Origin of the sequence: Actinophytocola oryzae, from assembly GCF_004364325.1 — a bacterium.
GTDB lineage: Bacteria > Actinomycetota > Actinomycetes > Mycobacteriales > Pseudonocardiaceae > Actinophytocola > Actinophytocola oryzae.
Genome location: NZ_SOCP01000032.1, coordinates 50,697 through 74,641, shown reverse-complemented (window position 1 = coordinate 74,641; position 23,945 = coordinate 50,697). Strand labels below are relative to the sequence as shown.

25 protein-coding genes are annotated in these 23,945 nt (G+C 69.4%); 9 read left to right on the top strand and 16 right to left on the bottom strand.

The window, feature by feature from the left end; translation table 11 throughout:
• Positions 1-180 precede the first annotated feature (180 nt).
• Together CLV71_RS45995 and CLV71_RS45990 are read left to right on the top strand one after the other, a co-directional pair.
• Positions 181-1,074: a hypothetical protein gene (locus tag CLV71_RS45995; protein WP_133909292.1), complete on the top strand. Its 894-nt coding sequence runs from the start codon at positions 181-183 to the stop codon at positions 1,072-1,074.
• A 29-nt stretch (positions 1,075-1,103) separates the two neighbouring features.
• The gene (locus CLV71_RS45990) at positions 1,104-1,721 is read left to right on the top strand and encodes a TetR/AcrR family transcriptional regulator (protein WP_243867501.1); all 618 of its coding nucleotides are present in this window, start codon (positions 1,104-1,106) and stop codon (positions 1,719-1,721) included.
• Here CLV71_RS45990 and CLV71_RS45985 read toward each other — a convergent pair whose 3' ends face one another.
• From CLV71_RS45985 to paaI, 3 genes are read right to left on the bottom strand one after another with little or no spacing between them, the layout of a single operon-like run.
• Positions 1,722-2,321 (bottom strand): TetR/AcrR family transcriptional regulator, encoded by a 600-nt coding sequence (locus CLV71_RS45985; protein WP_133909291.1) that lies wholly within the window; start codon positions 2,319-2,321, stop codon positions 1,722-1,724.
• Positions 2,318-3,172 carry an oxygenase MpaB family protein gene (locus tag CLV71_RS45980; protein WP_133909290.1) on the bottom strand — a complete coding sequence of 285 codons (855 nt, stop codon included), beginning with the start codon at positions 3,170-3,172 and terminating at the stop codon, positions 2,318-2,320. Before CLV71_RS45980 ends, CLV71_RS45985 begins: the two co-directional genes overlap by 4 nt.
• A 55-nt stretch (positions 3,173-3,227) precedes the next feature.
• On the bottom strand, positions 3,228-3,596 hold the full coding sequence (paaI, locus tag CLV71_RS45975; protein WP_133909289.1) for a hydroxyphenylacetyl-CoA thioesterase PaaI: 369 nt from the start codon (positions 3,594-3,596) through the stop codon (positions 3,228-3,230).
• A gap of 139 nt (positions 3,597-3,735) precedes the next feature.
• Here paaI and icmF point away from each other — a divergent pair, with 139 nt between their 5' ends.
• Entirely contained in the window at positions 3,736-7,005 is a 3,270-nt protein-coding gene (gene icmF, locus CLV71_RS45970; protein WP_133909288.1) for a fused isobutyryl-CoA mutase/GTPase IcmF, read from the top strand.
• 12 nt (positions 7,006-7,017) lie between these two features.
• The gene (locus CLV71_RS45965) at positions 7,018-7,878 is read left to right on the top strand and encodes a 3-hydroxybutyryl-CoA dehydrogenase (RefSeq protein WP_133909287.1); all 861 of its coding nucleotides are present in this window, start codon (positions 7,018-7,020) and stop codon (positions 7,876-7,878) included.
• Between the two features lie 6 nt (positions 7,879-7,884).
• On the opposite strand, the gene CLV71_RS45960 is transcribed toward CLV71_RS45965, so the two are convergent.
• Entirely contained in the window at positions 7,885-9,060 is a 1,176-nt protein-coding gene (locus CLV71_RS45960; protein ID WP_166664533.1) for a caspase family protein, read from the bottom strand.
• A gap of 43 nt (positions 9,061-9,103) precedes the next feature.
• On the opposite strand from CLV71_RS45960, the gene CLV71_RS48265 reads away from it, so the two are divergent.
• Positions 9,104-9,457, top strand: a complete 354-nt coding sequence (locus tag CLV71_RS48265) for a hypothetical protein (protein WP_166664532.1) — start codon at positions 9,104-9,106, stop codon at positions 9,455-9,457.
• Between the two features lie 2 nt (positions 9,458-9,459).
• Here CLV71_RS48265 and CLV71_RS45955 read toward each other — a convergent pair whose 3' ends face one another.
• Positions 9,460-10,035, bottom strand: coding sequence for a TetR/AcrR family transcriptional regulator (locus CLV71_RS45955; RefSeq protein WP_133909285.1), 576 nt, complete (start codon positions 10,033-10,035; stop codon positions 9,460-9,462).
• 86 nt (positions 10,036-10,121) lie between these two features.
• Between CLV71_RS45955 and CLV71_RS45950 the strand changes: the two genes are divergently transcribed.
• Positions 10,122-11,099, top strand: a complete 978-nt coding sequence (locus tag CLV71_RS45950) for a quinone oxidoreductase family protein (protein WP_133909284.1) — start codon at positions 10,122-10,124, stop codon at positions 11,097-11,099.
• Here CLV71_RS45950 and CLV71_RS45945 read toward each other — a convergent pair whose 3' ends face one another.
• Positions 11,100-11,705 (bottom strand): hypothetical protein, encoded by a 606-nt coding sequence (locus CLV71_RS45945; RefSeq protein ID WP_133909283.1) that lies wholly within the window; start codon positions 11,703-11,705, stop codon positions 11,100-11,102.
• Positions 11,706-11,733: 28 nt separating this feature from the next.
• On the opposite strand from CLV71_RS45945, the gene CLV71_RS45940 reads away from it, so the two are divergent.
• Positions 11,734-12,189, top strand: coding sequence for a peroxiredoxin (locus CLV71_RS45940; RefSeq protein WP_133909282.1), 456 nt, complete (start codon positions 11,734-11,736; stop codon positions 12,187-12,189).
• 9 nt (positions 12,190-12,198) lie between these two features.
• Here the strand turns inward: CLV71_RS45940 and CLV71_RS45935 are convergent, their stop codons facing one another.
• The 9 genes from CLV71_RS45935 to CLV71_RS45900 form a co-directional block, all read right to left on the bottom strand.
• Positions 12,199-12,666, bottom strand: a complete 468-nt coding sequence (locus CLV71_RS45935) for a hypothetical protein (RefSeq protein ID WP_208298060.1) — start codon at positions 12,664-12,666, stop codon at positions 12,199-12,201.
• Between the two features lie 3 nt (positions 12,667-12,669).
• The gene (locus tag CLV71_RS50365; RefSeq protein ID WP_279588814.1) at positions 12,670-12,792 is read right to left on the bottom strand and encodes a hypothetical protein; all 123 of its coding nucleotides are present in this window, start codon (positions 12,790-12,792) and stop codon (positions 12,670-12,672) included.
• A complete protein-coding gene (locus CLV71_RS45930) occupies positions 12,789-13,247 on the bottom strand; it encodes a hypothetical protein (protein WP_133909281.1) in 459 nt (152 codons plus the stop codon). Before CLV71_RS45930 ends, CLV71_RS50365 begins: the two co-directional genes overlap by 4 nt.
• A gap of 1 nt (position 13,248) precedes the next feature.
• Positions 13,249-15,621, bottom strand: a complete 2,373-nt coding sequence (locus CLV71_RS45925) for a glycoside hydrolase domain-containing protein (RefSeq protein WP_133909280.1) — start codon at positions 15,619-15,621, stop codon at positions 13,249-13,251.
• 21 nt (positions 15,622-15,642) lie between these two features.
• On the bottom strand, positions 15,643-16,251 hold the full coding sequence (locus CLV71_RS45920; protein WP_133909279.1) for a hypothetical protein: 609 nt from the start codon (positions 16,249-16,251) through the stop codon (positions 15,643-15,645).
• 311 nt (positions 16,252-16,562) lie between these two features.
• Positions 16,563-16,976 (bottom strand): hypothetical protein, encoded by a 414-nt coding sequence (locus CLV71_RS45915; RefSeq protein ID WP_133909278.1) that lies wholly within the window; start codon positions 16,974-16,976, stop codon positions 16,563-16,565.
• Between the two features lie 406 nt (positions 16,977-17,382).
• The gene (locus CLV71_RS45910) at positions 17,383-18,603 is read right to left on the bottom strand and encodes an LCP family protein (RefSeq protein ID WP_133909277.1); all 1,221 of its coding nucleotides are present in this window, start codon (positions 18,601-18,603) and stop codon (positions 17,383-17,385) included.
• An 83-nt stretch (positions 18,604-18,686) separates the two neighbouring features.
• Positions 18,687-19,352, bottom strand: a complete 666-nt coding sequence (locus tag CLV71_RS45905; RefSeq protein ID WP_243867499.1) for an alpha/beta hydrolase — start codon at positions 19,350-19,352, stop codon at positions 18,687-18,689.
• Positions 19,339-20,088 (bottom strand): TetR/AcrR family transcriptional regulator, encoded by a 750-nt coding sequence (locus CLV71_RS45900; RefSeq protein ID WP_133909276.1) that lies wholly within the window; start codon positions 20,086-20,088, stop codon positions 19,339-19,341. The genes CLV71_RS45905 and CLV71_RS45900 overlap by 14 nt, the downstream gene beginning before the upstream one ends.
• Positions 20,089-20,150: 62 nt before the next feature.
• Between CLV71_RS45900 and CLV71_RS45895 the strand changes: the two genes are divergently transcribed.
• Both CLV71_RS45895 and CLV71_RS45890 read left to right on the top strand, forming a co-directional pair.
• On the top strand, positions 20,151-21,002 hold the full coding sequence (locus CLV71_RS45895; protein ID WP_133909275.1) for an SDR family oxidoreductase: 852 nt from the start codon (positions 20,151-20,153) through the stop codon (positions 21,000-21,002).
• Positions 21,003-21,046: 44 nt separating this feature from the next.
• On the top strand, positions 21,047-21,613 hold the full coding sequence (locus CLV71_RS45890) for a nucleotidyltransferase family protein (RefSeq protein ID WP_133909274.1): 567 nt from the start codon (positions 21,047-21,049) through the stop codon (positions 21,611-21,613).
• A 453-nt stretch (positions 21,614-22,066) separates the two neighbouring features.
• Here the strand turns inward: CLV71_RS45890 and CLV71_RS45885 are convergent, their stop codons facing one another.
• Positions 22,067-23,911, bottom strand: coding sequence for an ABC transporter ATP-binding protein (locus tag CLV71_RS45885; protein WP_424923967.1), 1,845 nt, complete (start codon positions 23,909-23,911; stop codon positions 22,067-22,069).
• Between the last annotated feature and the right edge of the window lie 34 nt (positions 23,912-23,945).

The window sequence follows — 23,945 nt, the reverse complement described above, 5'->3', positions numbered from 1 at the left end:
CCGGTCGACCAAGCTCCGACCCGCGTCACCGCCCGCCTCAAGATCCACAAGACGGCAGGCTACCGGCCCTGTCACCACCTAAATCAGTGGCATTGCGCCTAGGCGTACGCCCGCCGGCGTAGACGCGAAGCCGACCCCGAGGCGACGCTTTCCGGTCGCCTCGGGCGAACACTGATGGCCATGCCGAGCAGGATCATCACGTCGTTGCGCGAGTCCTGGCGCCACGGCAGCCGGGTCGAGCGGGTCGCCTTCGTCGTCGGGGGGCTGTTGTTCCTGAGCGGGTTGACGCACGTCGGGGTCCTGCTCGTCACCGGCGGCTCGTGGACCGGGCCGGTGTCGCTGCGCAAGGCGGCCACCTTCGGCCTCTCGTTCGGGCTGACGCTCGCGACGGTGGCGTGGCTCGCCCACGTCGTCCCGCTCACCGGGCGGAGCGCGAACGTGCTGCTCGGCGCGTTCACTGGCGTGTCGGTGGTCGAGACCGCGCTCGTGTCGACGCAGGCGTGGCGCGGGGTGCCGTCGCACTTCGACTTCGAGACCGGGTTCGACACGGCCGTGTCGATGACCCTCGCGGCGGGCGGGTTCGTGATCATCGCGTCGATCGTCGGCATGACGCTCGCGGCGTTCCGCGCGGGCGGGCGGCAGACACCCGCGATGCGCCTCGCACTGCGGTTCGGGTTCGCGACGCTGCTCGTCGCGCTCGCCGTCGGCGCGGCCATGATCGCGACGGGTTCGGTGGCCGCGCGGGGGCCCGATCCGTCCGTCGCCTACGAGACCGCGGGCTTTCTGAAGCCTGCCCACGCGGTCACGATGCACGGGATCCTCGTGATTCCGGCGCTCGCGTGGCTCCTCTCATTCACCCGTTGGAGTGAGAATCGGCAAATGAACATCGTCCGGTTGAGCATTGCCGGATACTCGTTGCTGTGCCTGGTGATCATCGTCGAGGCGGTGACGCACACGCCCCCGCTGGCCGCTCCGCCGCTGGCCATGGCGGTTTCCGGACTCGGACTGGCCGCGCTCGCGGTCGCGGGCGGGCTCGGCGTTTACGGCGTCACGAGGCGGCCAACTCCCCGTTGACGAACTGACCGGATCAATAGACTGGCCACGTGCCAGTGCGTAAGTCGAAGACAGGAAGAACCCAGCAGGAGCGCAGCGACGCGATGCGACGCAGACTCCTCGACGCGACCGTCGACTGCCTCGTCAAGTTCGGCTACGCGGGCACGACCACCACGAGGGTCACGGAGTTAGCCGGGGTGACGCGCGGCGCGCAGGTGCACCATTTCCCCACGCGTGCGGATCTGGTCGCGGCGGCTGTACGTCACCTCGCCGCGAAACGCGCCGAGCTGGCGATCGAACGGGTCGACGCCGTCCGCCGGTCGCCGGATCCCCTCGACGCCGCGCTCGACCTGTTGTGGGAGCTGCACCAGGGCCCGATCCACTACGCCACGGTCGAGATGTGGGTCGCCGCCCGTACCGACCCCGACCTGCGCGAGCACCTGACGAGGGTGGAGCCCGCGGCACGCGCGTCGGTGATCGAACTCGCGGAGGCCGCGTTCGGCGACTACGCCGAGAACCCGAGGTTCAGGCTCATCATGTACACGGCCATGGACGCGATCCGCGGCATCCTGCTCATGGGTCTGTCCGACGAGGACACGACCAACATGCAGAAACGCTGGCGGCGCGCCAAGGTCGACCTGCGCGAGCTGATCAACGCGGTCGTGTAGTCACGGCCGCATGAGCGGCGCGAGGTAGGCACAGGCGAACGCCCGCACCTCGTCGTCGGAGCCGAGTGGGATGGCGCTCTCGGGCATGAGCGTGAACGAGATCGCCAGCCGGACGAACAGCTCGGCGATCCCGTCGGGCGTCCGGTCCCGGACAGGTGCCGTCGAACCCCCCTGCCACACGAGGAACTCCCGCGCCGCGGCGACGACGAGCGCCCCGTTGGTGGTGAGGTAGGGCAGCAGCGCCTCCGGGTCCGAGGCGAGGAGCCGGTTGAGCAGCCGGTCGGCACGCGCGTACCGCATCCCGACGACGAACCCCTCGACGAGCCGTTCCTCCACAGTGGACCGTGTGGCCACCGCGTCCGCGACGCTGCCGAAGAACCGCCTGCACTCCCGCACGAGGACCGCCTGCACGAGGGCGTCCTTGTCCCTGAAGCGCCGGTAGAGCGTGGCCCTCGAGACCCCGGCCCGCCTGGCCACGACGTCGACGTTGGTCCGCCGCAACCCGTAGGCGAGGAACTCCTCGAGCGCCGCGTCCACAATGGACTCGCCGACGGCGTCGGTCTCCGGCGTGGCGAGAACGAGTTGGAGCAGCGAACTCATCCGGCAGGCCCGATTCCCGCGCGCCGGTACCCGGCGCGAGCACGTGCGGTGTAGCGGACCCGCGCGGGCAGCAGCGGCCAGGTCCGCTGGACCACCCGTCGAACCCGCCGGTGGCGGCGCTCGTCCCGGTCGGTCCAGGTCTCGCCGATCATCTCGCGCACCACGGGCGGCAGGGTGCCGAGGGAGAGCCACCAGAGCGGCTTGGCGGACGGCCTCCGCACGATCCGGTAGAGCGGGGCGGGGACCAGCGGAAACGACTCGGGCGGCTCCTTGGCGAAGGTGACCAGACGGCTGGCCGCGGGCGTGACCTCAAGGCGTTCCCGGCACATCCGGTCGAACCAGGCTTCGAAGGCGGGCCAGTCCTTCGGCACGATCCGGTCGCTGACGCCGTAGGCCCGGTAGGCGCCGCATCCTTCCTGGTAGAGCCGCTCCTTCTCGGCGTCCGACATGGGGTGGTCGTAGAGGTCGATCATCTGGAGGAGGGCGTCGAAGATCGTGGCGTGGGCCCAGAAGTAGGTCTCGGGGTCGAGCGCGTGGTACCGGCGGCCCTGCGCGTCGGTGCCCTTGATGTGGTGGTGGAAGTCGCGGATCCGGCGTGCGGTGGCGGCGCCGTTCGGGTGGTCGAAGGTGACGCCCTGGATCTCGGGGACCGAGCGGAGGACGCGCTCCCACGGTTCGTTGAAGAAGTCCGAGTGGTGTTGCACACCGGCGCCGAGGCCGGGATGCATGAGCTGGAGCAGGCCCGCCTTGACGAGCAGCAGGTAACCACGAACCTCACCGGCGTAGCGCCAGTGCAACGTGCCCGGCCCGGGAACCCCGAGCCCCGCCCCCACCGGTACGACCTCGGTCATAACCCACCTCGAGTCGATGAGACACCGTCGACTCTTTGTATCACGTCCGCCGCGGCTAGGACGAGACCGTGCGACTCCTGCCGCGGAACTCGGCGATCACCTCGTCACCGCGGGTGACGGTCACGTCGTAGATGCCGTTGCGGCCGTACTTCACGCGTTCGACGGCCCGGGCCACCAACTCGTCACCGAGCCGAGCGGACGCCACGAACGTGACGTCGGCACCGGCGGCGACCGTCACCGGTCCATGGCTGTTGCACGCACACGCGAAAGCCGTGTCCGCCAGCAGGAAGACGTAACCCCCATGAGCCAGCGCGTGCCCGTTGACCATGGTGTCCCGCACGACCATCCGAACGGTCGCATGCCCCGGCCCGGCGTCCACCAGCTCCATGCCGAGCGACCTCGACGCGAGGTCGTCTTCGAGCATTCGCAGGACCGGATCGGGGATCGGCACGGGTGGGCTCCAGGGTGGCTCGAGTGGGCGTTGCCGCTGGTGGGATACCACATACCTGGAGACCTGCGCCACATCAGTTGCACGACCGAAAGTAGGACGTCAAACTATTTCCATGCCCGAGGAGACCCCATTGCACCGCCCGACGCACCCCGTGCGCTTCGTGACCGCGGCGAGCCTGTTCGACGGGCACGACGCGGCGATCAACATCATGCGGCGCATCCTCCAGTCCCAGGGCGCCGAGGTGATCCACCTCGGCCACAACCGCTCCGTGCGCGAGGTGGTCCGCGCCGCTGTCCAGGAGGACGTCCAGGGCGTCGCCATCAGCGCCTACCAGGGCGGGCACGTCGAGTACTTCTCCTACCTGGTCGAGCTCCTCCGCGAGCGCGGCGCCGGGCACATCAAGGTCTACGGCGGCGGTGGCGGCGTCATCGTCCCAGCCGAGATCAGCCTGCTCCACGAGCGTGGCGTGGCCAGGATCTTCTCACCGGAGGACGGGCAGACCCTCGGGCTCGCGCGCATGATCAACACGATGGTCGAGGCCTGCGACCACGACTTCGGCGACCGCGCGGTACCCACGCTGGAGGCGCTGGTCAGCGGGCGCCACGACGTCCTCGCGCGCACCATCACCGCCATCGAGGCCGGGCGCCTGGACGGACCGACCCTCGACGCCATCCGCGAGGCCGCCACGCAGCACGCCGTGCCGGTCCTCGGCATCACCGGCACCGGCGGCTCCGGCAAGTCCTCGCTCACCGACGAGCTGGTCCGCCGCTTCCGCCTCGACCAGCAGGACAAACTGCGCATCGCGGTCCTCGCCGTCGACCCGACGCGGCGCAAGGGCGGCGGCGCGCTGCTCGGCGACCGCATCCGGATGAACTCCATCGGCGGCATCTCCGGTGACGACGCCGAGCCCGTCTACTTCCGCTCCATGGCCACCCGCGGCGCCGTCAGCGAGGTCCCCGAGGGTCTCACCGACGCCATCGCCGCGTGCCGGGCAGCGGGCAACGACCTCGTCATCGTCGAGACGCCGGGCATCGGCCAGGGCGACGCGGCGATCGTCCCGTTCGTCGACACCTCGCTGTACGTGATGACGCCGGAGTTCGGTGCCGCGTCGCAGCTCGAGAAGATCGACATGCTGGACTTCGCCGACGCCGTGGCCATCAACAAGTTCGAGCGCCGGGGCGCCGAGGACGCCAGGCGCGACGTCGCCCGCCAGCTCGTCCGCAACCGCGAGGCGTTCGGCGTCGCCTGGCAGGACATGCCCGTCTTCGGCACCAGTGCCGCGACCTTCAACGACGACGGCGTCACCGCGCTCTACCACCACCTGCGCGACATCCTCGCCGAAGGCGGCCTGCCGGTCGGCGAGCCGACGCTCGCGCCGGTCGAGGGCCGGGTGTCCACCCGCGCGGCGACGATCGTGCCGCCCCAGCGGGCGCGCTACCTCGCCGACATCGCCGAGACCGTCCGCCGCTACCACGCCGACACCGCCGAGCAGGTCGCCGCGGTGCGCGAGCAGGCAGCGCTCGACACGGCCAGGAACGCCCTCGAGAAGGCGGGCGCGCAGACCGGCGACCTCGACCGGCTGATCGCCGAGGCCGAGCGGCGCGTCGCCCGTGACACCGAGGACCTCCTCACCGGACACCGGAAGCTCGCCGAGGGCTACACGGGCGACGAGCTGGTCGTGAAGGTCCGCGACAAGGAGCTGCACACGCAGCTGTGGCGCGAGACCCTTTCCGGCACAAGGGTTCCCCGGGTCGCGCTGCCGCACTACGACGACGACGGCTCGCTGCTTCGGTTCCTGCGCAACGAGAACCTGCCCGGCTACTTCCCGTTCACGGCCGGCGTGTTCCCGTTCAAGCGCGACGGGGAGGACCCGGCCCGCATGTTCGCGGGCGAGGGCGACGCGTTCCGCACCAACCGCCGTTTCCGTTACCTGTCAGAGGGTTCCGAGGCAACCCGGCTGTCGACGGCGTTCGACTCGGTGACCCTGTACGGGCACGACCCGGACACCCCGCCCGACGTCTACGGCAAGATCGGCACCTCCGGCGTGTCGATCGCGACGCTCGACGACATGAAGGCGCTCTACGACGGCTTCGACCTCACCGCGCCGACCACGTCGGTGTCGATGACGATCAACGGCCCCGCGCCGACGATCCTCGCGTTCTTCCTGAACACGGCCATCGACCAGACGAAAGACAAGTTCACCGCCGAGCACGGCCGCCAGCCGACCGCCGAGGAGCGCGAGAAGCTGGCCGCGTGGGCACTGGCCAACGTCCGGGGCACCGTGCAGGCCGACATCCTCAAGGAGGACCAGGGCCAGAACACCTGTCTGTTCTCCACCGAGTTCAGCCTGCGGATGATGTCCGACATCCAGGAATGGTTCATCACCAACAAGGTCCGCAACTTCTACTCGGTGTCGATCTCCGGCTACCACATCGCGGAGGCGGGCGCGAACCCCATCAGCCAGCTCGCGTTCACGCTGGCCAACGGGTTCACCTACGTCGAGTCCTACCTCGCGCGTGGCATGGACATCGACGACTTCGCGCCCAACCTCTCGTTCTTCTTCTCCAACGGCCTCGACGCCGAGTACGCCGTGATCGGCAGGGTGGCGCGGCGGATCTGGGCCGTGGCCATGCGCGACCGCTACGGCGCGAACGAGCGGTCGCAGAAGTTCAAGTACCACGTGCAGACCTCCGGCCGGTCGCTGCACGCGCAGGAGATGCACTTCAACGACATCCGCACCACGCTGCAGGCGCTGTGCGCGCTCTACGACAACTGCAACTCCTTGCACACCAACGCCTACGACGAGGCGGTGACCACGCCGACGGAGAGCTCGGTCCGCCGCGCGATGGCCATCCAGCTCATCATCAACAAGGAGTGGGGCCTGTCGAAGAACGAGAACCCGCTGCAGGGCTCGTTCATCATCGACGAGCTGACCGACCTCGTCGAGGAGGCCGTGTTGGCCGAGTTCGAGCGGCTCTCCGAGCGCGGCGGCGTGCTCGGCGCGATGGAGACCGGCTACCAGCGCGGCAGGATCCAGGACGAGTCGATGCTCTACGAGCAGCGCAAGCACGACGGCTCACTGCCGCTGATCGGCGTGAACACGTTCCAGCCGTCGAAGGACGGAGAGGGCGCTGTCGAGGACCCGACGATCGAGCTGGCCAGGGCCACCGAGGACGAGAAGCGCTCGCAGGTGGAGCGGACGCGGGCCTACCAGGCCGAGCACGCGGCCGAGGCCGAGGAGGCGCTGCGCCGGCTGCGCACGGCGGTGGCCGAGGACCGTAATGTGTTCGATGAGTTGATGGCCGCGGCCAGGGTGTGCACGCTGGGACAGGTGACCGACGCGTTCTTCGAGGTCGGTGGCCAGTACCGGCGGAACGTGTAAGAGGGAGAGACGTTGAGCGGGATCGAGCGGGTTGGCGTTGTCGGGTGCGGCCTGATGGGCTCCGGCATCGCGGAGGTGAGCGCGCGGGCCGGGCTCGACGTGCTGGTCACGGAGGTGTCCGGGGACGCGCTGCGGGCAGGCCGCTCGCGGATCGAGAAGTCCCTGGCCAGGGCCGTGCGCAACGGCAAGCTCACCGAGGAGGACCGCGCGGTCGCGTTCGAACGCATGCGGTTCACCACCGACCTCGGCGACTTCGCCGACCGCCAGCTGGTGGTCGAGGCCGTCGCGGAGAGCGAGCAGGCCAAGACCGAGGTCTTCACCTCCCTCGACAAGGTCGTCACCGACCAGGACGCGGTGTTCGCGTCGAACACGTCGTCGATCCCGATCATGAAGCTGGGCATGGCGACGTCGCGGCCCCAGCAGGTCATCGGCATCCACTTCTTCAACCCGGTGCCGGTGCTGAAGCTGGTGGAGCTGGTGCCGTCGCTGCTGACCGGCGAGGACACGCGGGCTCGGGCGCAGGCCTTCGCCCAGGGGAAGCTCGGCAAGCAGGTCATCATGTCGCAGGACCGGGCGGGCTTCGTGGTGAACGCCCTGCTGGTGCCCTACCTGCTGTCGGCGATCCGGATGCTGGAGTCGGGCTTCGCATCGCCCGAGGACATCGACACGGGCATGGTCCAGGGCTGCGCCCACCCGATGGGCCCGCTGGCGCTGACCGACCTGATCGGCCTCGACACGACGAAGGCCATCGCGGAGTCGATGTACGCGGAGTTCAAGGAGCCGCTGTACTCGCCCCCGCCGCTGCTGCTGCGCATGGTCGACGCGGGCCTGCTCGGCAAGAAGAGCAACCGCGGCTTCTACGAGTACGGCTGACGGCGGCTACTCGACCTCACATCTGACCACGATCTTGGTTCCGGCTACCCGGCGACCGACCGGGCTGACCTCGACGACGACGCAGCTGGCCAGGTCCTCCGGCGGATCCCCGAACTGGTCGACAACGGCTGGCACGAGACCGGCGTCCTCCAGCTTCGCTGCCGCGACGTCCGCCGGCCTCCCCACGAAGATGGCCTCGTCCACGATCGTGCTGGCCGCAGACGGGAACCGACCCGGAGGACTGCCCGGCGAGATCTCCGTACTGGATTTCGTCGTGGGACCTTCCCCCGTGCCAGGCGAGTTCGGCCTGTCTTTGTCGAGGACGACGAGGGCCACCAGGACGACGACACTGAGCGCGGCCGCGACGGCCAGGTAGTACGTCCATTTGGGAATGGTCGTACTGTGGCCGGACCAGGTCGGAATCAGCAACCGTTCCGTCAGGGTATTCGGAGTACGCGCGATGATGATTTTCCCGACACCTTGTCTGGCGCAGGTCGGCGTCTGTTCCGGCATGGACGCCGTCACCCGGTCGTAGACGTACTCGTACAGCTCGTCGGAGTCGATCACGCCGTCGGTGTTGAGATCGGCCTCTCCGGTCCCCAGTCCGCGCACGATCGCCTCGGTGAACACCGAGCGCTGCGGCTGCGCGGACGACGAGGAACCGGCACCGCGTTCGTAGGCGTACTGGATATGGGTCGAGGCAGTCATCACCACGCATCCGCGGCCCAGCTGGTCTGGCACGTCGACGTCACCCATGGCCTTGGGAATCGCGCCAGGGGGAAACGCGCCGCCATAACAGCAGTCCAACCAGACCACGACGGAGCGGACCGCGCTGTGATCGATGAGCTCCCGGAGGAACGCGGCGGAAACCGCGGTGGAGGCGAGGAGGTCTCGCCTCGTGTCGACCGTCGCGAACTGGAGCCGACCCGCCTCGTCCTTCACGCCGTGGCCGGAAAGGTAGACCAGAACCTGGTCATTCCGGCCCGCGCGGCTGAAAAGCTCGTTCGCGGCCACCTTGATCTCGTGGGACGGCCGGTTTCTCGACACGGTGATCTCGAAGTTCCCGATTCCCCGATCACCGAGAACGCCGGCGAGGGCGTGCACATCCCTCGACGGTGAGCCCAGCCGGCTGAAAGTGTCGTCGCCGTGGATATCGGTGGCGATCAGGAGTGCGGCGCGCATTGCCACTATCCTACGACTCGGGAGTGCGCCGTATTGTTGCCAAGTGGCCACTATTGCCGTGCGCGTGTTCACCGAATCCGGTGAGTGCGACCAAGCCTGCAGAGACCTGCGCACTGAAGTGCTCGCACTCGATGTCGACCGGGTCGACCTGGTCCCGGACGGCGCCGTACCCGCCGGCGCCAAGGTCGACGCCGCGAGCATCACGACGATCGCCGTCGCGCTGGCCGGCTCGCCGGTGCTGGTCCAGCTCGGGCACCTGCTGCGCGACTGGGTGACCCGGGCCAACGGCCGGAAGATCGTCGTGCGAGACGGGGAGCGCTCGCTGGAGATCACCGGGACGACGGCGGCGGACAACCGGGACGTGATCGAGGCGTTCTTCCGCAGGGAGGTCGAATAGCCTCAGGAGTTCAGCGCGCCGAGTGCGAGCACGTGGAGTGCTGCGGTCAGCCTGTCCGTCTCGCCGCGTTCCAGCAGGTGCAGGACCGGCTCGCTGTGGAGTGACGCCAGCAGCACGTCGGCGATGAGGTCCGCGTCCAGGTCGGGGCGTTCCTCGGCCAGCAGGGCGCAGACGTGGCCGTGCCACATCTCGTAGATCGGGTGTTCGCGGGCAGGCCCGTCGTGCGGCTTGGGCATCGACGCGACCTCGTGGCCCAGTGCCGCGATCAGGCCCTTGTTGCGGCCCACCACCTCCACCACCGCGGTCAGGAAGGCCAGTAGCCGCTCACGGGACGGCGCACCAGGGCCCAGCGGCGGCTCGGCCGTCCGCACGGCCTCCTCCAGGCCGAGCGCACGCTCCTGCATCAGCGCCAGCATCAGGCCCATGCGGCTGCCGAACCGGTGGAAGACGGTCCCCTTCCCGACGCCGGCGGCGACCGCCACCTGCTCGATCGTCACCTCGTCCGGGCGGTGGCGGCTCAGCAGCTGCTCTGTCGCCAGCAGGATCGCGCGGCGGTTCCTGGCCGCGTCCTGACGCATACACACTCCTCCCGTACTGGACTCGCGGTCCAGTTACGAGTAACTTGACCCTCAGTCCAGTTAACGTCGTCAGGCAGGAGAATACCGTGCGTCGCGTCCGCTACCACGAATACGGCGGCCCTGAAGTGCTGAAAGTCGAGGAGGTCGACATCCCGACCCCCGGTGACGGGCAGGTGCTCGTCCGCGCCGAGGCCATCGGGGCCAACTTCGTCGACACCAAGTTCCGGCGCGGCCCCTCGGCAGGCACCGTCTTCCAGCGCCCGCTGCCCGGCTCCCCCACCGGCGACGTCGTCGGCACGGTCGAGGCCGTCGGCCCCGGTGTCGACCCCGCGGTGGTCGGCAGGCGGGTGGCCGCGCTCGTCGATCCCGACGCCTTCGCCGACTTCGCGGTCGCCGACGCCGCCTGGCTCGCCGAGGTGCCCGCCGGCGTGGACGAGGGGTCGGCCAGCATGCTCTCCTCCGCCGCGCCCGTCGCGCTGCGGGTCCTGCGGGCCGGGCAGCTCGCGGCCGGACAGACGGTCCTGGTCCACGCCGCCGCGGGTGCGATCGGGCACCTCGCCGTGCAGCTGGCCAGGCTGGAGGGCGCGGGCACCGTGATCGCCACCGCGGGCTCGGCCGAGAAGCTCGCGTTCGCCAGGCAGCTCGGCGCGGACGTGGCGATCGACTACACGCAGGAGGACTGGGCCGAGCAGGTCCGCGAGGCGGCACCCGGCGGCGTCGACCTGGTGCTCGACTCGATCGGCGGCGAGATGCCGGTCCACAGCCTCGAGCTCCTGGCGCCGTTCGGCCGGGTCGTGGTCTACGGCGTGGCGTCCGGCTCCCTCGGCGCCGTACCGGTGCGCTACCTGGTCCAGCTGCGGTCGGTGACCGGCTTCTCCTTGCTGGCCTGGCGCGAGGCGGCCCCGAAGCAGGCGGCCGACGAGGTGGCGGAGCTGGCCGAGCTCTTCGCGTCGGGGAGGCTCAAGACCACCGTCCACACACGACTGCCGCTCACCGAGGCCGCTACCGCACACCGGATCCTGGAGGCCCGCGAACAGCTCGGCCGGGTGCTGCTCATCCCGTGATCACCGCAGCCAGAGGAACACCGCCCCGCCGACGACCGGGCCGAGCAGCGCACCGACCACCACCTGCGCGACCGTGTGGTCCCGCACCATCACCCGGGACCAGCACACGAGCGCGACACCCACGACGAGCAGCAGGTACCACGGCCCGTACAGCAGCGCGATCGTCGCGACCGCGCCGCCCGCGACCGTCGCGTGGACGGACACCTTCCACCAACGGGTGATGGCCAGTACCACGACCAGGGTCGCGATCATCGACCAGCTCAGGGCGATCACGGGCCGAGGGGCGTCCGCCAGCAGCATGATCACGAGGCCGACCGACGTGGACACCAGGCACAGCAGGAACGGGATGATCCGGCGTTCGCGCTCACGCACCCAGTGCCCGTCCCAGCGTCCCCGGCGGGCGCCCCTCACCATGATGGCCATGGGGATGACGCTGTAGAACACGGCGACGAGCAGGCCCCAACCCAGGGTCGGGAGTACCGCGTAGCCGGTGCTCTGCCACGCGACCGCCAGCGGCAGAGCGACGACGATCACGGCGGGTGACAGCAGCTCCGTCACGACACGGGCGGCCCGGAGCGGCAGACTGGGGGTGGTGGTCACGTCCACCAGCACATGATCCCAGGAAGGGGATGGCATGAAGGCAGGGGACAGCGCACCGGACTTCGAGCTGCCGGACGAGACCGGCAAGACCCGCGCGTTGCGGGACTTCCTCCAGACCGGGCCGGTGGTCCTGTTCTTCTACCCGGCGGCGATGACCAAGGGCTGCACGATGGAGAGCTGCCACTTCCGGGACCTCGCCGCGGAGTTCGCCGAGGTCGGCGCGCAGCGGATCGGCATAAGCGCCGACACGGTCGAGAAGCAGGCCGAGTTCAGCCGGCTCAACTCGTTCGACTACCCGCTGCTGTCCGACCCCGACGGCACGGTCGCGACACAGTTCGGCGTGCGGCGCTCCTTCAAGCCCCTGCTGACCAAACGGCAGACCTTCGTGATCGACACCGACCGTAAGGTCATCGAGGTCATCAAGAGCGAGCTGCGGATGGCCGTGCACGCCGACCGGGCACTGGAGGTGCTGCGGGCACGCACCGCGTGAGCCCCGGGTTCAGCTGGTGAAGGCGTCGGCGGCACCCGCGCCCTTGCCGGGGGTGCTGTCCCAGTCGCGGAGCTTCGCCACCAGCGTTCGGTACCGCCCACTGGTCGGGGGTTCGGTGATGTGGAAGTGGGACTCCTTGACCGGGTCCAGGTCACCGCCCCAGGCGACCACACCGTCGCAGTCGGCCAGGATGTCGCGGATGACGGTCTTCTCGTTCTCGAAGAAGCCGTTCGTGGCGCCGACGGGGTAGTGCAGCGGACGAATGGCGATGCCGCTCCCCGACAGGTACGTGGACTCGTACGCAACCGCGACGTGCCGGTTCGTGACGTGCCCGGCGATCTCGCCCGGCTGAAGCTCCGCCGAGATCTCGTACAGGAACCGCCTGGCGACGTACAGCAGGACCGGAGCCGCCTCCGGAGCGAGCCGCACGAACAGCGTGCTGCCCTCGATCCGGAACTCTTCGCCTTCGGCGAGCACGGGTCACCCGTTGACGCTCGTCGTCGGTGCGGCCTGTGCGACGGCGGGTACGGCGGTCCACAGAGCGGTGGCGGCGACAGTGGCGCCGCCGAGAGTCAGGAAACGGCGCCGGTCGATCGAAGTCATCTTTGCTCTCCCCGGATTGGCTTCTCCTGCTGGGAACGACGGCGGAACACGGCATGTGCGACGACGGCCACGGCGGCCGCCGCGAACAGGGCGGTGAGCACGTTGAGCGGCCACGCTGTCACCTCGACGCTCTGGCCGCCCGGCCACACGCACCGCACGCTGACGGGATAGTCGAAGAAGTACCCACCGCTCAGGTAGACGTCGCTGCCCAGCTCCGGCCGGTACCGCGTGCACACGTCCTGCGCCTGGAGCGTCGCGTTCGACCACAGTGCGAACGTGTGCGCGTCGACGGTGCCGAGCAGCAGCCACGCCACCAGCTCGACCTTCGCCCCGCGCGTGCGGCGCGGAGCGAAGGACGGCCGTTGCGCCGCGAGGCCGTGCACGAGCTTGGCGAGCACCAGGAAAGGGGTCCCGACAAGCAGGAGCAGGGCCACGTCGTTCGCGAGTTGTTCCAAGTCAGTCCTCGTCCAGGGCGCGTCGACGCCGGTCTTCCTCACCGCGCAGGGCGGCGATCGTGTCGGCGTAACCCTTGCAGAAATCCCGGAGGTCCGACGGTGTGATGGAGAGCGGATCGAACCACGAACCGCTCTGCTGCTCGACCAACGACTTGCGGGCGGCCCCGTACTTGCCGGCGTCGATCGGGTTGGCCGGCGCACCGGTCAGGCACGCGACGGCGGCGTTGTTGAGGTCGATCATCGACCCGTTGTAGCGGCTGTTGAAGAAGCGGTTCACCCGGAGCAGGTGCCCGCCGCCGGTCAGCAGGGTGTCGAACGCGACGACGATCTCGACGCCGCTCGCGATCGCCGTGCCGATGTGGTGGCCGTCCATGTCCTCGATGAGGTCGTTGAGCATGAACGTCGTCGACACGTTCGGCTTGGCCAGCCTGTTCATGGCGTAGACGTAGCCGTTGCTGTTCGTCGGCTCGTCACGGACCCACTCGCCGTAGAAGGTGATGAAGTCGCCGCACCAGCCGCCCAGGTCGCCGAGGGTGACCTCGGCGCGGTTGCCCGCTCCCTTCAGCAGATAGGCGTTCGCGGTGGCGCACAGGTGGTCCACGGAGATCGACACCCCGAACGACGGGTCCTGGTAGTCGTAGTCCGACGGCGGCCGCAGCCCGGCGTTGCGGCACACGTCGACGAACCCCTCGTCGACGCCCTCGAAGATGTTGCGCCAGGCGAAGTCGTTGTACTTGGGGTAGCGCATCCACTCCAGCGTCAGCTTCGACGCACGGGACGCGTCGTAACCGACGGCCAGGTCGTGCACCTGCCGCAGGTAGGCGAGGAACTGGTCCACGGGGGTGGCCGGTCGGTTGACCGAGTCGACCCCGAAGTCCGCGCCCGGCCGGTGGACCACCCGGTCCAGGTCGAAGACGTCGCTGCCGTTGACGAACTGGAACTCCTTGATCTGGTTGAAAGCCCAGTTCAGGGGCAGGGGAAAGCCGAGGTTTCCCGAGAAGCCCGTCGACATGCCGGAGACGAACGCCTGGGAGACGTACGCCTCCGAGCTTATCCGGGCGGACACGTTCCGCGAGCCGTACACGCCCGCGATGTACTTGCTCCCCCGGCTCTTGAGCGCTCCCCGGACACCGAGGAAGTAGGGCACGATGTTGGACGTGATCTCCGGGTCGGTCGCGTCGTAGTCGACCGCGAAGTAGAACACGGTGCCCCGGTTGAACCCGTAGAACTCGCCACGGGCGTGCGCCATCAGCCCGTGCTGGTAGCCGTTCGTGTAGGTGAAGTCCCCCAGCCCGCGTGCGTCGTACTGCCAGATGGGGAAGCAGCGCAGCCCGGCGGCGAAGATCGCCTGGAGCTCGCCGGGCTGGATCTCCTTGTTGCGCGTGCCGTCGGGCGGCTCGTCGAGGTATCGGCCCACCGCGCGGTACCCGGCCTGGAACATCGCCTGCGCCCGGGAGGCCGTGATCGTGAACCGCGTGTCGGACGCGTCGGCCGCACGGTCGGGGTCACCGGTGGACACCAGCAGCTGCGCCCACGTCGCGTAGTCGCCGACCCCGTTGTCGGGCAGGGCCGAGAACCGCTGGAACACGCGGATGAAGTTGGCGGTGTCCGATGTGTACTGGTTCCGGAACCCGACACCGGAGGCGCCGGGCACGGGCTCGTTGAACACGCAGGCCGCGTGGAACAGCTGGGTGAGCGGCCCTGACCTGCCGACGGACTGCGGGTTCTGGCGCAGCCCGGTCTGCGTCGCGGGCCCGAAGGTGCCGGTCGGGTTGGCGATGCCCAGCTCGTACTGGATGGCGCGCATCAGTGCCTGCTGCACGTCCCGGGAGTAGTGACCGTCGCAGGGGCCGATGAAGTAGCTCGACCGGGTCCAGTACCGGCCGTTGAGCCAGCGCTGGATGTCCCGGATGACCTCACGACCGCCGCCGAGCAGGATGTAGGCGTCCATGGTCAGCAACGCCTTGAAGATCCTCGGCGTGGTCTGGCCGCCCGCGGTGCCGGTGCCGCCGTCGGGCAGCCCCATGTCGAGCCGCATCGCCTTCACGGCCTCGGTCGTGACGGCGCCGTACTCACCGTAGCCGTTGGCGCCCCAGTAACCCTTGCAGAACAGGGCGTGCTGGATGATCCGCACGATGTTCGAGTTGCGGTTCCAGCCGAAACCGATGTCGCCCAGCGCCTCCACCGCGGCCAGGGTGCCCGGTCCGAAGTTCGCGACCACGGGCGAGATCCCCAGTTCTCGCTGGAGGCCCATCGTGAGCGACCACATCGTGGCCCATCCCGTGCGACCGTTCTCCTCGCACGCCTGGTAGCCGCTCACGCCGCGATAGGTGGCGTTGACCCATTGCTGGGCCTCGAGCACCTTGTCGTCCATCAAGGCTCGCCGACCTCTCCGCTATCTGTTGCCCGCGAGGACATTCGTGGCATGCCGCAGTTGACCTGCGGTCGCGGAACCGTGCCGGCGCAGGGCATCCGCGTTCGACTCGATCAGCTGGTCCTGGTAAGCCGCCTGCAGGGCGACCCAGACGCCGTTGACGTTGTGCTTGTCCCGGCAGGCGACGTCGGCCGTCGCGGTCGCGATCTCCGCGGCCGACGCGATGTCCGCGCCGAACGCGGGATCACCGTTGGCCTGCCACGGGTCGCGGTAGTAGTAGCCGGACGCGGCCATGCATTCGCTCCATTTCGCGAACACCGCCCTGAGCCGGCTGTCCTTCTCCGCCAACTGGCCCGCCGTCCCCTCCAGGTGCAGGACGAAACCCTCGTCTCCCGGTTTTCCCTCGGTATTCCTGCCCAGTATCCGACGTGCCTCGGCATTGCATCCGCCCACGGGGACGTCGACTCCCTTCACCTTGGACGGGCCGTCGCCGTTCAGCACGCCCAACATCGGGGCGGACCACTTTTCCTGCCTGCTCTTGGCGTCGGCGACCCGGCGTGCATGGTCGGCGTACCAGGCCGGCTTGTAACCGAACTGGGCCGCCTCGCTCGCGCTGACCAGGCCGACCACTCTGTTTTCCAGCTCCGGCTCCGGAGAACGCCGCGGCAGTGCGTAGTCGAAGCCGAAACGGCCATACACTCGTGCACCAGGACGTCGTCGGCACGGGCCACGGTGAGCCGCTGGTCCGGCGACGGGTGGTAGGAGTCGAGTGGCAGCACGACGTCGTGGTAGGACTCGATGTGTGGCAGTGCGCCGAGTTCCGGCTCACCCTGCGCCGTGCCGGCACTCGCGTCGGGGATCGCACAGGCGGCGGCCGAGGCCAGGGCGGCGGCGACAACGGAAACCCAGGTCGTTCTCGCGATTTTCCTCATGTCATCCCCTCAGCCGTTGTACCAGTAGTGCGACTCGGCATCGTCGTTGGCGCTCGCACCGACCCAGCCCACCCGGGCACCCCGGGCCGCATACCAGGTGAGCGTCGAGCCGCCGTACCACTCTTCCCGGAACGAGCGAATAGCGTCGAACTCGGCCGGGACACCGTTGTTGTGATAGGAGGTGGCGGCGTCGGCCGCCAGGTGCTCGTTGCCGCCGTTGCTCGAACACCAGTCGTTCCAGTAGGTTCCGTCGTCACCCGGCCACCAGCAGTACGGCCACACGAAGTTGACGTCGACCCAGATGCAGTAGCTGCCGGAAGGGCAGCTTCCCTGCGCCTGCGCCGATGGCGGATTGGCGACCACCATCAGCGAGAACGCGAACAGGGAAAGTAGCGCAGCGGAAAATCTACGAACAGGTTTCATGTGCGCACTCTTTCGTTACGTTGATGTGCGGGAACGCAGGGCAGCGCCCATCATCACGTGAACCAAAAGCACGAAGAATTAGGTGGGCCAGCCTGCGGCAGCTGACAGGAAAACCCCAAGGCTAATGCCGAAGAATACGTCCCCAGTGGACACTTATCCCCCAAGATAAGATGTCATCCCCGACCGAGGATCGACGTTACCACACGCCCAAGAAAATAGACAAGGCGGCAAGATCCAACATACCGGGCATTGATCGACGACAATGCCTGATCGGCCACAGTGGACATCGCGCGGGGCGGGAACGGCCGGTGCGTCGGCACAGGAGGCGGACGCGACGAACGAGCAGGCCGTGCACGCCTGCAGGCACTCGAGGTGCTGCGGGCGTACACGGCCTGGGAAACCGGTACTACTGGTAGAGCGCGTCCTGCGGGATCGGGGTGTCGGCACGGAGCGCGTCGAACAGCGCCTTCGACTTGGCCGGGTCCCAGTGAATGGCCCGGCCGTCCGTCACCGGCACCGTGGTGGCGACCGTGCCGCCGTCGGAGATGCCGTTCATCGCGAAGCCGAGGCTCGCGAGGTTCCACAGGTGGTCGCCGTCGTCGACGGTCAGTGCGTCGGTGATGCTGCCGATCATCGGGAACAGCGTGAACGGGTTCAGCAGCGTGCCGGGCGTCGCGATCTCGGCCGCGAGGGCGCCGATGAACTTGCGCTGGTTCGCCACGCGGTCGAGGTCGGACCTCGGGGTCGACGACGAGTGCCGCATGCGGACGAACCCGAGCGCCTGCGTGCCGTCCAGCGTCTGGTGGCCCGCGGGGATGGTCACACCGGTCACGGTGTCGTGCATCTCCTCCGGGATGTCCATCTCGACGCCGCCGATGTCGTCGACGATGTTCGCGAAGCCGCCGAAGCTGATCTCCGCGTAGTGCTCGATCCGCAGCCCGGTCGCACCTTCTACGGTCTTGACCAGCAGCGGCGCGCCACCGAGCGCGAACGCGGCGTTGATCTTGTTGACGCCGTGGCCCGGCACCTCGACGTTCGAGTCGCGCGGCAGCGACAGCAGCGTCGGCAGGGTGTCGTTGTCCGGGATGTGCGCGACCATGATCGTGTCGGTGCGCTTGCCCGCCGCGTCACCCGTGGTGAGCTTGGCCTTCTCCTCCTCGGACAGGCCCTCGCGGCTGTCGGACCCGACGATCAGCCAGTTCGTGCCGGAGGCCTCGGCGGGCCTGCCCGGGTAGTCCTCGATCGCGGTCACCCGGTTGAGTGAGAAGTCCATCCACACCAGACCGCCCGCGACGATCAGGAGCAGCACCAGGACGCCGATGAGGATCCGCCGCCCCCAGCGCGGCCTCCTGCGCCGCCGCGGTGGTGGCGGGTAGCCCTCGTCGCCGACGGGCGGGCGCCGGTAGTCGTCCGGCGGGGCCGGGCGGCGTGGCGGCGGGCCGTTGAAGTCACGCGGGTCGTCCTGCCCTGGCAGGGGCAGCATCCTCGTGTTGTGGTAGGCGGGCTTGCGACCACCGGGGCCCGAGCGTCCGTAACCGGGCTCGGGGCCATACCCTGGGCCGCCTCGGCCCTGCGGGGGACGGCCCTGCCCCGAACCGGGCCGTCGCGGTGGCTGCTGGTAGCTCATTTCCCCACCCTTTCGTTGCAACACAGGACGTGGGGACCCTCGCGCAGGTTGCGAAACACGGTGCATACCGTACGAGACCGTTACTAGACGGGCACGCGGAGTCCGTCCGGCACCGGCTTGCCGAGTGCGTCGAGGATATCCCGGTCCAGCTCCGTGAAACCCAGGACACCCAGCGTGAAGCGCCTGACCAGGCGGGTCCACTCGCGGTAGCGGAGCAGCAGGGCGTGCGACTCGCCGCGGACGTCGAACCGCGCCACCCGGTCGGTGACCTTCTTGGCACGTTCGGCGTAGGCGTAGGACAGCGCGGGGTCGGTGACCCGGTCGCGGTCACCGTGCGCGATGAGCACGGTACGACCGGCCAACTGGTCGACCGGCTCGCCCTGCGGCGTCCACGGCGCGAGGGCGCACACGCCGACGACGGCCGGGTCGTCGGCCACCCGCAGTGACACTCGCCCACCCATCGAGTGACCCACGAGCGCGATCGGCACCTCCGGGTACTCCCGGCGGATCTCCGCGAGCGCACGGCGTGCGTCGGTGACGGGATCGAGGTCGTTCCAGCCGCGGTGGGTGTTGAGCACCTGCCAGACCGCCAGACCTCTCGTGCGGCCGAGCGACCGCGCGAACGGCACCATCCGCCAGTACGCGGGGTACCAGCGGGTGGCCGGTCGCGTGCTGACCTCCTGACCGCCGTGCAACACGAGCACCACCGCACGCACCCCGGTGGTCGCCCCCCTCTTACTGATTTCCACGTGTCTCCCTGTCGATGTACGCCTCGATGCCGTCGAGGACGCGTTGGAGGCCGAACTCGAACTCGTCCTCCCAGGTCAGCTCCTCGTCCCGCCAGACGCTCGCGAGGGAGGGGAACCGACTCAGGTGCGGCTCCAGCAGCGGCGCGAACTCGTGCCAGAACTGGAGGTCGGACCTGCCGGAACGCTGCTCGGTGCGGGCGGCCTCGGCCAGTTGGCGGGCGCGGCCCTGCACGTAGCTGACCACGAGGCCGACGACGGCCATCTTCCGCCCGTTGGTGAGGCCGGTGCCGTCGAGCACGGCGAGGAGCCGGTCGAGCACCGCGGCCTGGTTCGGCCCGACCATGCCCCGCGACAGGGACGCCTCGAGCAGCCACGGATGCCGGCGGTAGCCGTCGAGGCTCTGCCGTGCGACGCCCGCGAGGCTCTCGCGCCAGTGCCGGGTCGCCGGGCCTGCCACACCCGCGTCCTCGCCCATGACGGTGTCGAGCATCAGCTCGTACAGCTCGGCCTTGCCCGGCAGGTAGCGGTAGAGCGACATGGTGCCGACGCCGAGCGTGTCGGCGACGCGGCGCATGGAGAGCGCGTCGAGCCCGTCCGCGTCGGCGATGGCGATCGCGGTGGCCACGATCCGCTCGACCGTCATGCCCGGTTTTCGGCCCCGGGCCGGCGCCGGCTTGGTGCCCCAGAGCAGGGCCATGGTCGTCGCCATGTCGCCCGCGTGGTCCTCAGTGGTCATCACCCCCGATCGTACGGTGGTACCGTTTATGCGTACAGCGTACCCACTTTGGGAGGGTCCCCGTGAAGGTGTTGGTGACCGGCGCGACCGGTCAGGTCGGTCGGCACGTGGTGGAGCAGCTGGTGGCGGCGGGTGCGTCCGTGGTGGTGCTGACCCGTCGGGCCGACGCCGTCTTCCCCGCCGGGGTGACGGTGGCGCGCGGGGACCTGCTCACGCCGTCGTCGCTGCCGCTGGCGGACGTGTCGCGGATGTACCTGTTCCCCGAGCCGAGGACGGCACGGGAGGTGGTGGCCCGCGCCGTGGCGTCGGGCGTGACGCGGATCGTGACGCTCTCGTCCGGGGCGGTGACCGGTGGCTTCGACACGGACTTCCAGCTGCCGGTGGAACAGGTCGTGGAGGCGTCGGGTCTGGAGTGGACACACCTGCGGCCGGGTGACTTCGCGTCGAACACGCTTCGCCTGTGGGGCCGGATGATCCGGTCGTCGCGGGTCGTGCGCTACGCGGCGCCGTCGGCCCCGAGCCTCGCGATCCACGAGGCGGACATCGCGGCGGTGGCCGTGGCGGCGCTGCTGTCCGACGGACACACGGGCCGGTGGTACGACCTGACGGGACCGGAGCTGGTCACCCGGCGGGAGCAGGTGGGCGCCATCGGTGCCGCGCTCGGCGAGGAGGTCCGGTTCGAGGAGGTGAGTCCGGTCGAGGCCAGGGACATCCTTCTGGCGCAAGGAGGATGGGCCGCGGAGAACGCCGACTTCCTGCTGGGGTTCGCCGACTACTCGGCGGACGGCCCGTCGTTCGAGGACGTCGACTGGTCGGCGCCGCTGCTGCCCCTGCCGACGGTGGCGGAGGTCCTCGGCCGCCCGGCGAGGACGTACGCGCAGTGGGCTCGCGACAACGTCGACGCGTTCCGCTGAGCAACGCACCCGATCGGCCGGGTTCGGGGGTTTACGCTGGGGTTGTGAGAGTTGCTGGGTTGCTGTTGGCAGCGGGGGCCGGGCGGCGGTACGGGATGCCCAAGGCCCTGGTGCGACATCGCGGCAAGCTGTTCGTCGAGGCCGCGACGGACGTGCTGTACGACGGCGGCTGCTCGCCGGTCGTGGTGGTCCTGGGGGCACTCGCCGAGGATGTGCGGACCACCGCCGCGCTCAGCGGGGCGCTGCTCGTGGACAACCCGGACTGGGACACCGGTATGGGTTCTTCCGTGCGGGTCGGGCTTTCCGCCCTGGGTGCGACGGACGCCACGGCCGCTCTCGTCCTGCCCGTCGACACCCCCGGGACCACCGCCGAGGTGGTCCGCCGGTTCGTGGGGCTCGCGTCGGCCGACGTGTTGGCCAGGGCCACCTATGGCGGCGTGCCGGGGCATCCCGTGCTGATCGGGCGGGAGCGCTGGGAGGCCGTGTCCGAACTCGCCACCGGGGACGCCGGGGCACGTCCCTACCTCGAGCGGCACGACGTCGCCACCGTGCCGTGCGAGGACCTGGCCGACGGCGCCGACGTGGACCGGCCCGAGGACCTGCCTTCCTGAAACACCTGCCGGAGGAGCGGCGACGGCCATCGTGACCGCGACGGTGTGGGGGCTCGCACGGCCGTTCCGGTCCGGTCGGGACGGAAATCGGATCATGACCCGTGGCCTGGTGATCGCAAAACCCCTGGTCGCGTCCGTTCCATTCCGACCGGAGGCTCGAGCGCCCTGGTCGCCGGGTCGATCCGCGACCAGACACGGATCCACCCAGCACAGTGGCCGGCGGACGCGGCCGCGATGGAGTGATCCGCGGGACCGCTGTCCTGGTCAGGAGTCGAGGGCCGACCCCGCTCCGCCGGGATGGGTGGAGCGGGCGTGACGCCAGGTTTCGATTCCGTCCACAGAGCGGTTCTCGGTCGGGGATTCCAAATTCCCGGACGGTCATTTCCCCGTGCGTCGACCGGCCGTCTTCATACCCGGTTCAGCTGGTTGGTCGTTCGGTTTTTCGTCGCTTTCTCACGCTGCCGCCGGTTGGTTCGCGAACTGTGTTCGGTAGAGGTCCGCGTAGCGCCCGCCCGCCTCCAGGAGGGCACCGTGGGTGCCCCGTTCCACCACCTCACCCGACTCGACGACCAGGATCTGGCTCGCCGCACGGATCGTGGACAGGCGGTGGGCGATGACGATCGCCGTCCGGTCCGCCAGCGCGTCTGCCAGCGCTTCCTGTACCGCGACCTCCGACTCCGAGTCCAGGTGTGCGGTCGCCTCGTCGAGGATCACCACCCTGGGCTGGGCCAGCAGCAGGCGGGCGATGGTCAGGCGTTGGCGTTCGCCGCCGGACAGGCGGTAGCCGCGCTCCCCCACCACCGTGTCCAGGCCGTCCGGCAGCGATCGGACCAGGCCGGCCAGGCGGGCACGTGTCAGCGCCTCCCACAGCTCCTCCTCGGACGCGCTCGGCCTCGGGTACAGCAGGTTCGCGCGGATCGTGTCGTGGAACAGGTGGCCGTCCTGCGTCACCACGCCGACCGTCTCACGCAGCGAGTCGAACGACAGGTCCCGCACGTCCGTACCGGACAGCCGGATCATCCCGCTGTCCACGTCGTACAGTCTCGGGACCAGCGAGGCGATCGTGGACTTGCCCGCACCCGACGAGCCGACCAGCGCGACCATCTCCCCCGGGCCCGCGCGGAAGCTCACGCCGTGCAACACCTCCTCGCCGCCGCGCTTGTCCAGGACAGCCACGTCCTCCAGCGACGCGAGCGAGACCTTCTCCGGCGGTGGGTAGCTGAAGTGGACGTTCTCGAACTCCACCGAGACCCCGCCCTGCGGCACCGGGACCGGGTCCGGCTTCTCCTCGATCATCGGGTGCAGGTCGAGCACCTCGAAGACCCGCTCGAACGAGACCAGCGCCGTCATGATGTCGACCCGGACGTTCGCCAGCGCGGTCAGCGGCGTGTACAGCCTGGTCAGCAGCAGTGCCAGCGCGACGACCGTGCCCGGCGCGAGCGCGCCGGTGATCGCCAGGTAGCCACCCAGCCCGTACACCAGCGCCTGCGCGAGCGCCGACACCAGCGTCAGGCTCGTCATGAACCACCTGGTCAGCATCGCCGACCTGATGCCGATGTCCCGCACCCGCAACGCGCGGTCGGAGAAGTCGGCCAACTCGGCACGCGGGTGCCCGAACAGCTTCACCAGCGTCGCGCCGGGCGCCGAGAACCGCTCGGTCATCTGGGTGGTCATCGACGCGTTCAGGCCTGCCGACTCGCGCTGGAGGTCGGCCATCCGCCTGCCCATGCGACGTGCCGGCAGCACGAAGATGGGCAGCAGGACCAGCGCCAGCACGGTCACCTGCCAGGACAGCGTCAGCATCACGCCGACCGACAGCACCAGCTGGATCACGTTCGTCACCAGCCCGGCCAGCGTCGACGTGAACGCCCGCTGCGCACCCATGACGTCGTTGTTCAGCCGCGACACCAGCGCGCCGGTGCGCGTGCGGGTGAAGAACGCGACCGGCATCCGCTGCACGTGGCCGAACACGGCCCGGCGTAAGTCGTAGATCAGGCCCTCGCCGATGCGCGAGGACTGCCACCGCTCGACCAGGCCCAACCCCGAGTCCAGGATCGCCACACCCGCGATGGCCAGCGCCAGCCACACCACCACCGACACCGCGCCACCGCCGACGATCACGTCGACCACGCGGCCCGCGAGCAGCGGCGTGGTCACCGCCAGCACCGCCGACACCATGGTCAGCAGCAGGAACACCACCAGCTTGCCCCGGTGTGGTCCCGCGAACTGGTACACGCGCCGCAGGGTGCCCTTGCGCAGGCCCTTCGGTGCGTCCGACGCGTGCATCGCGCCACGCATGAACATCCAGCTGTTCTCCACCTGATACCCCTCA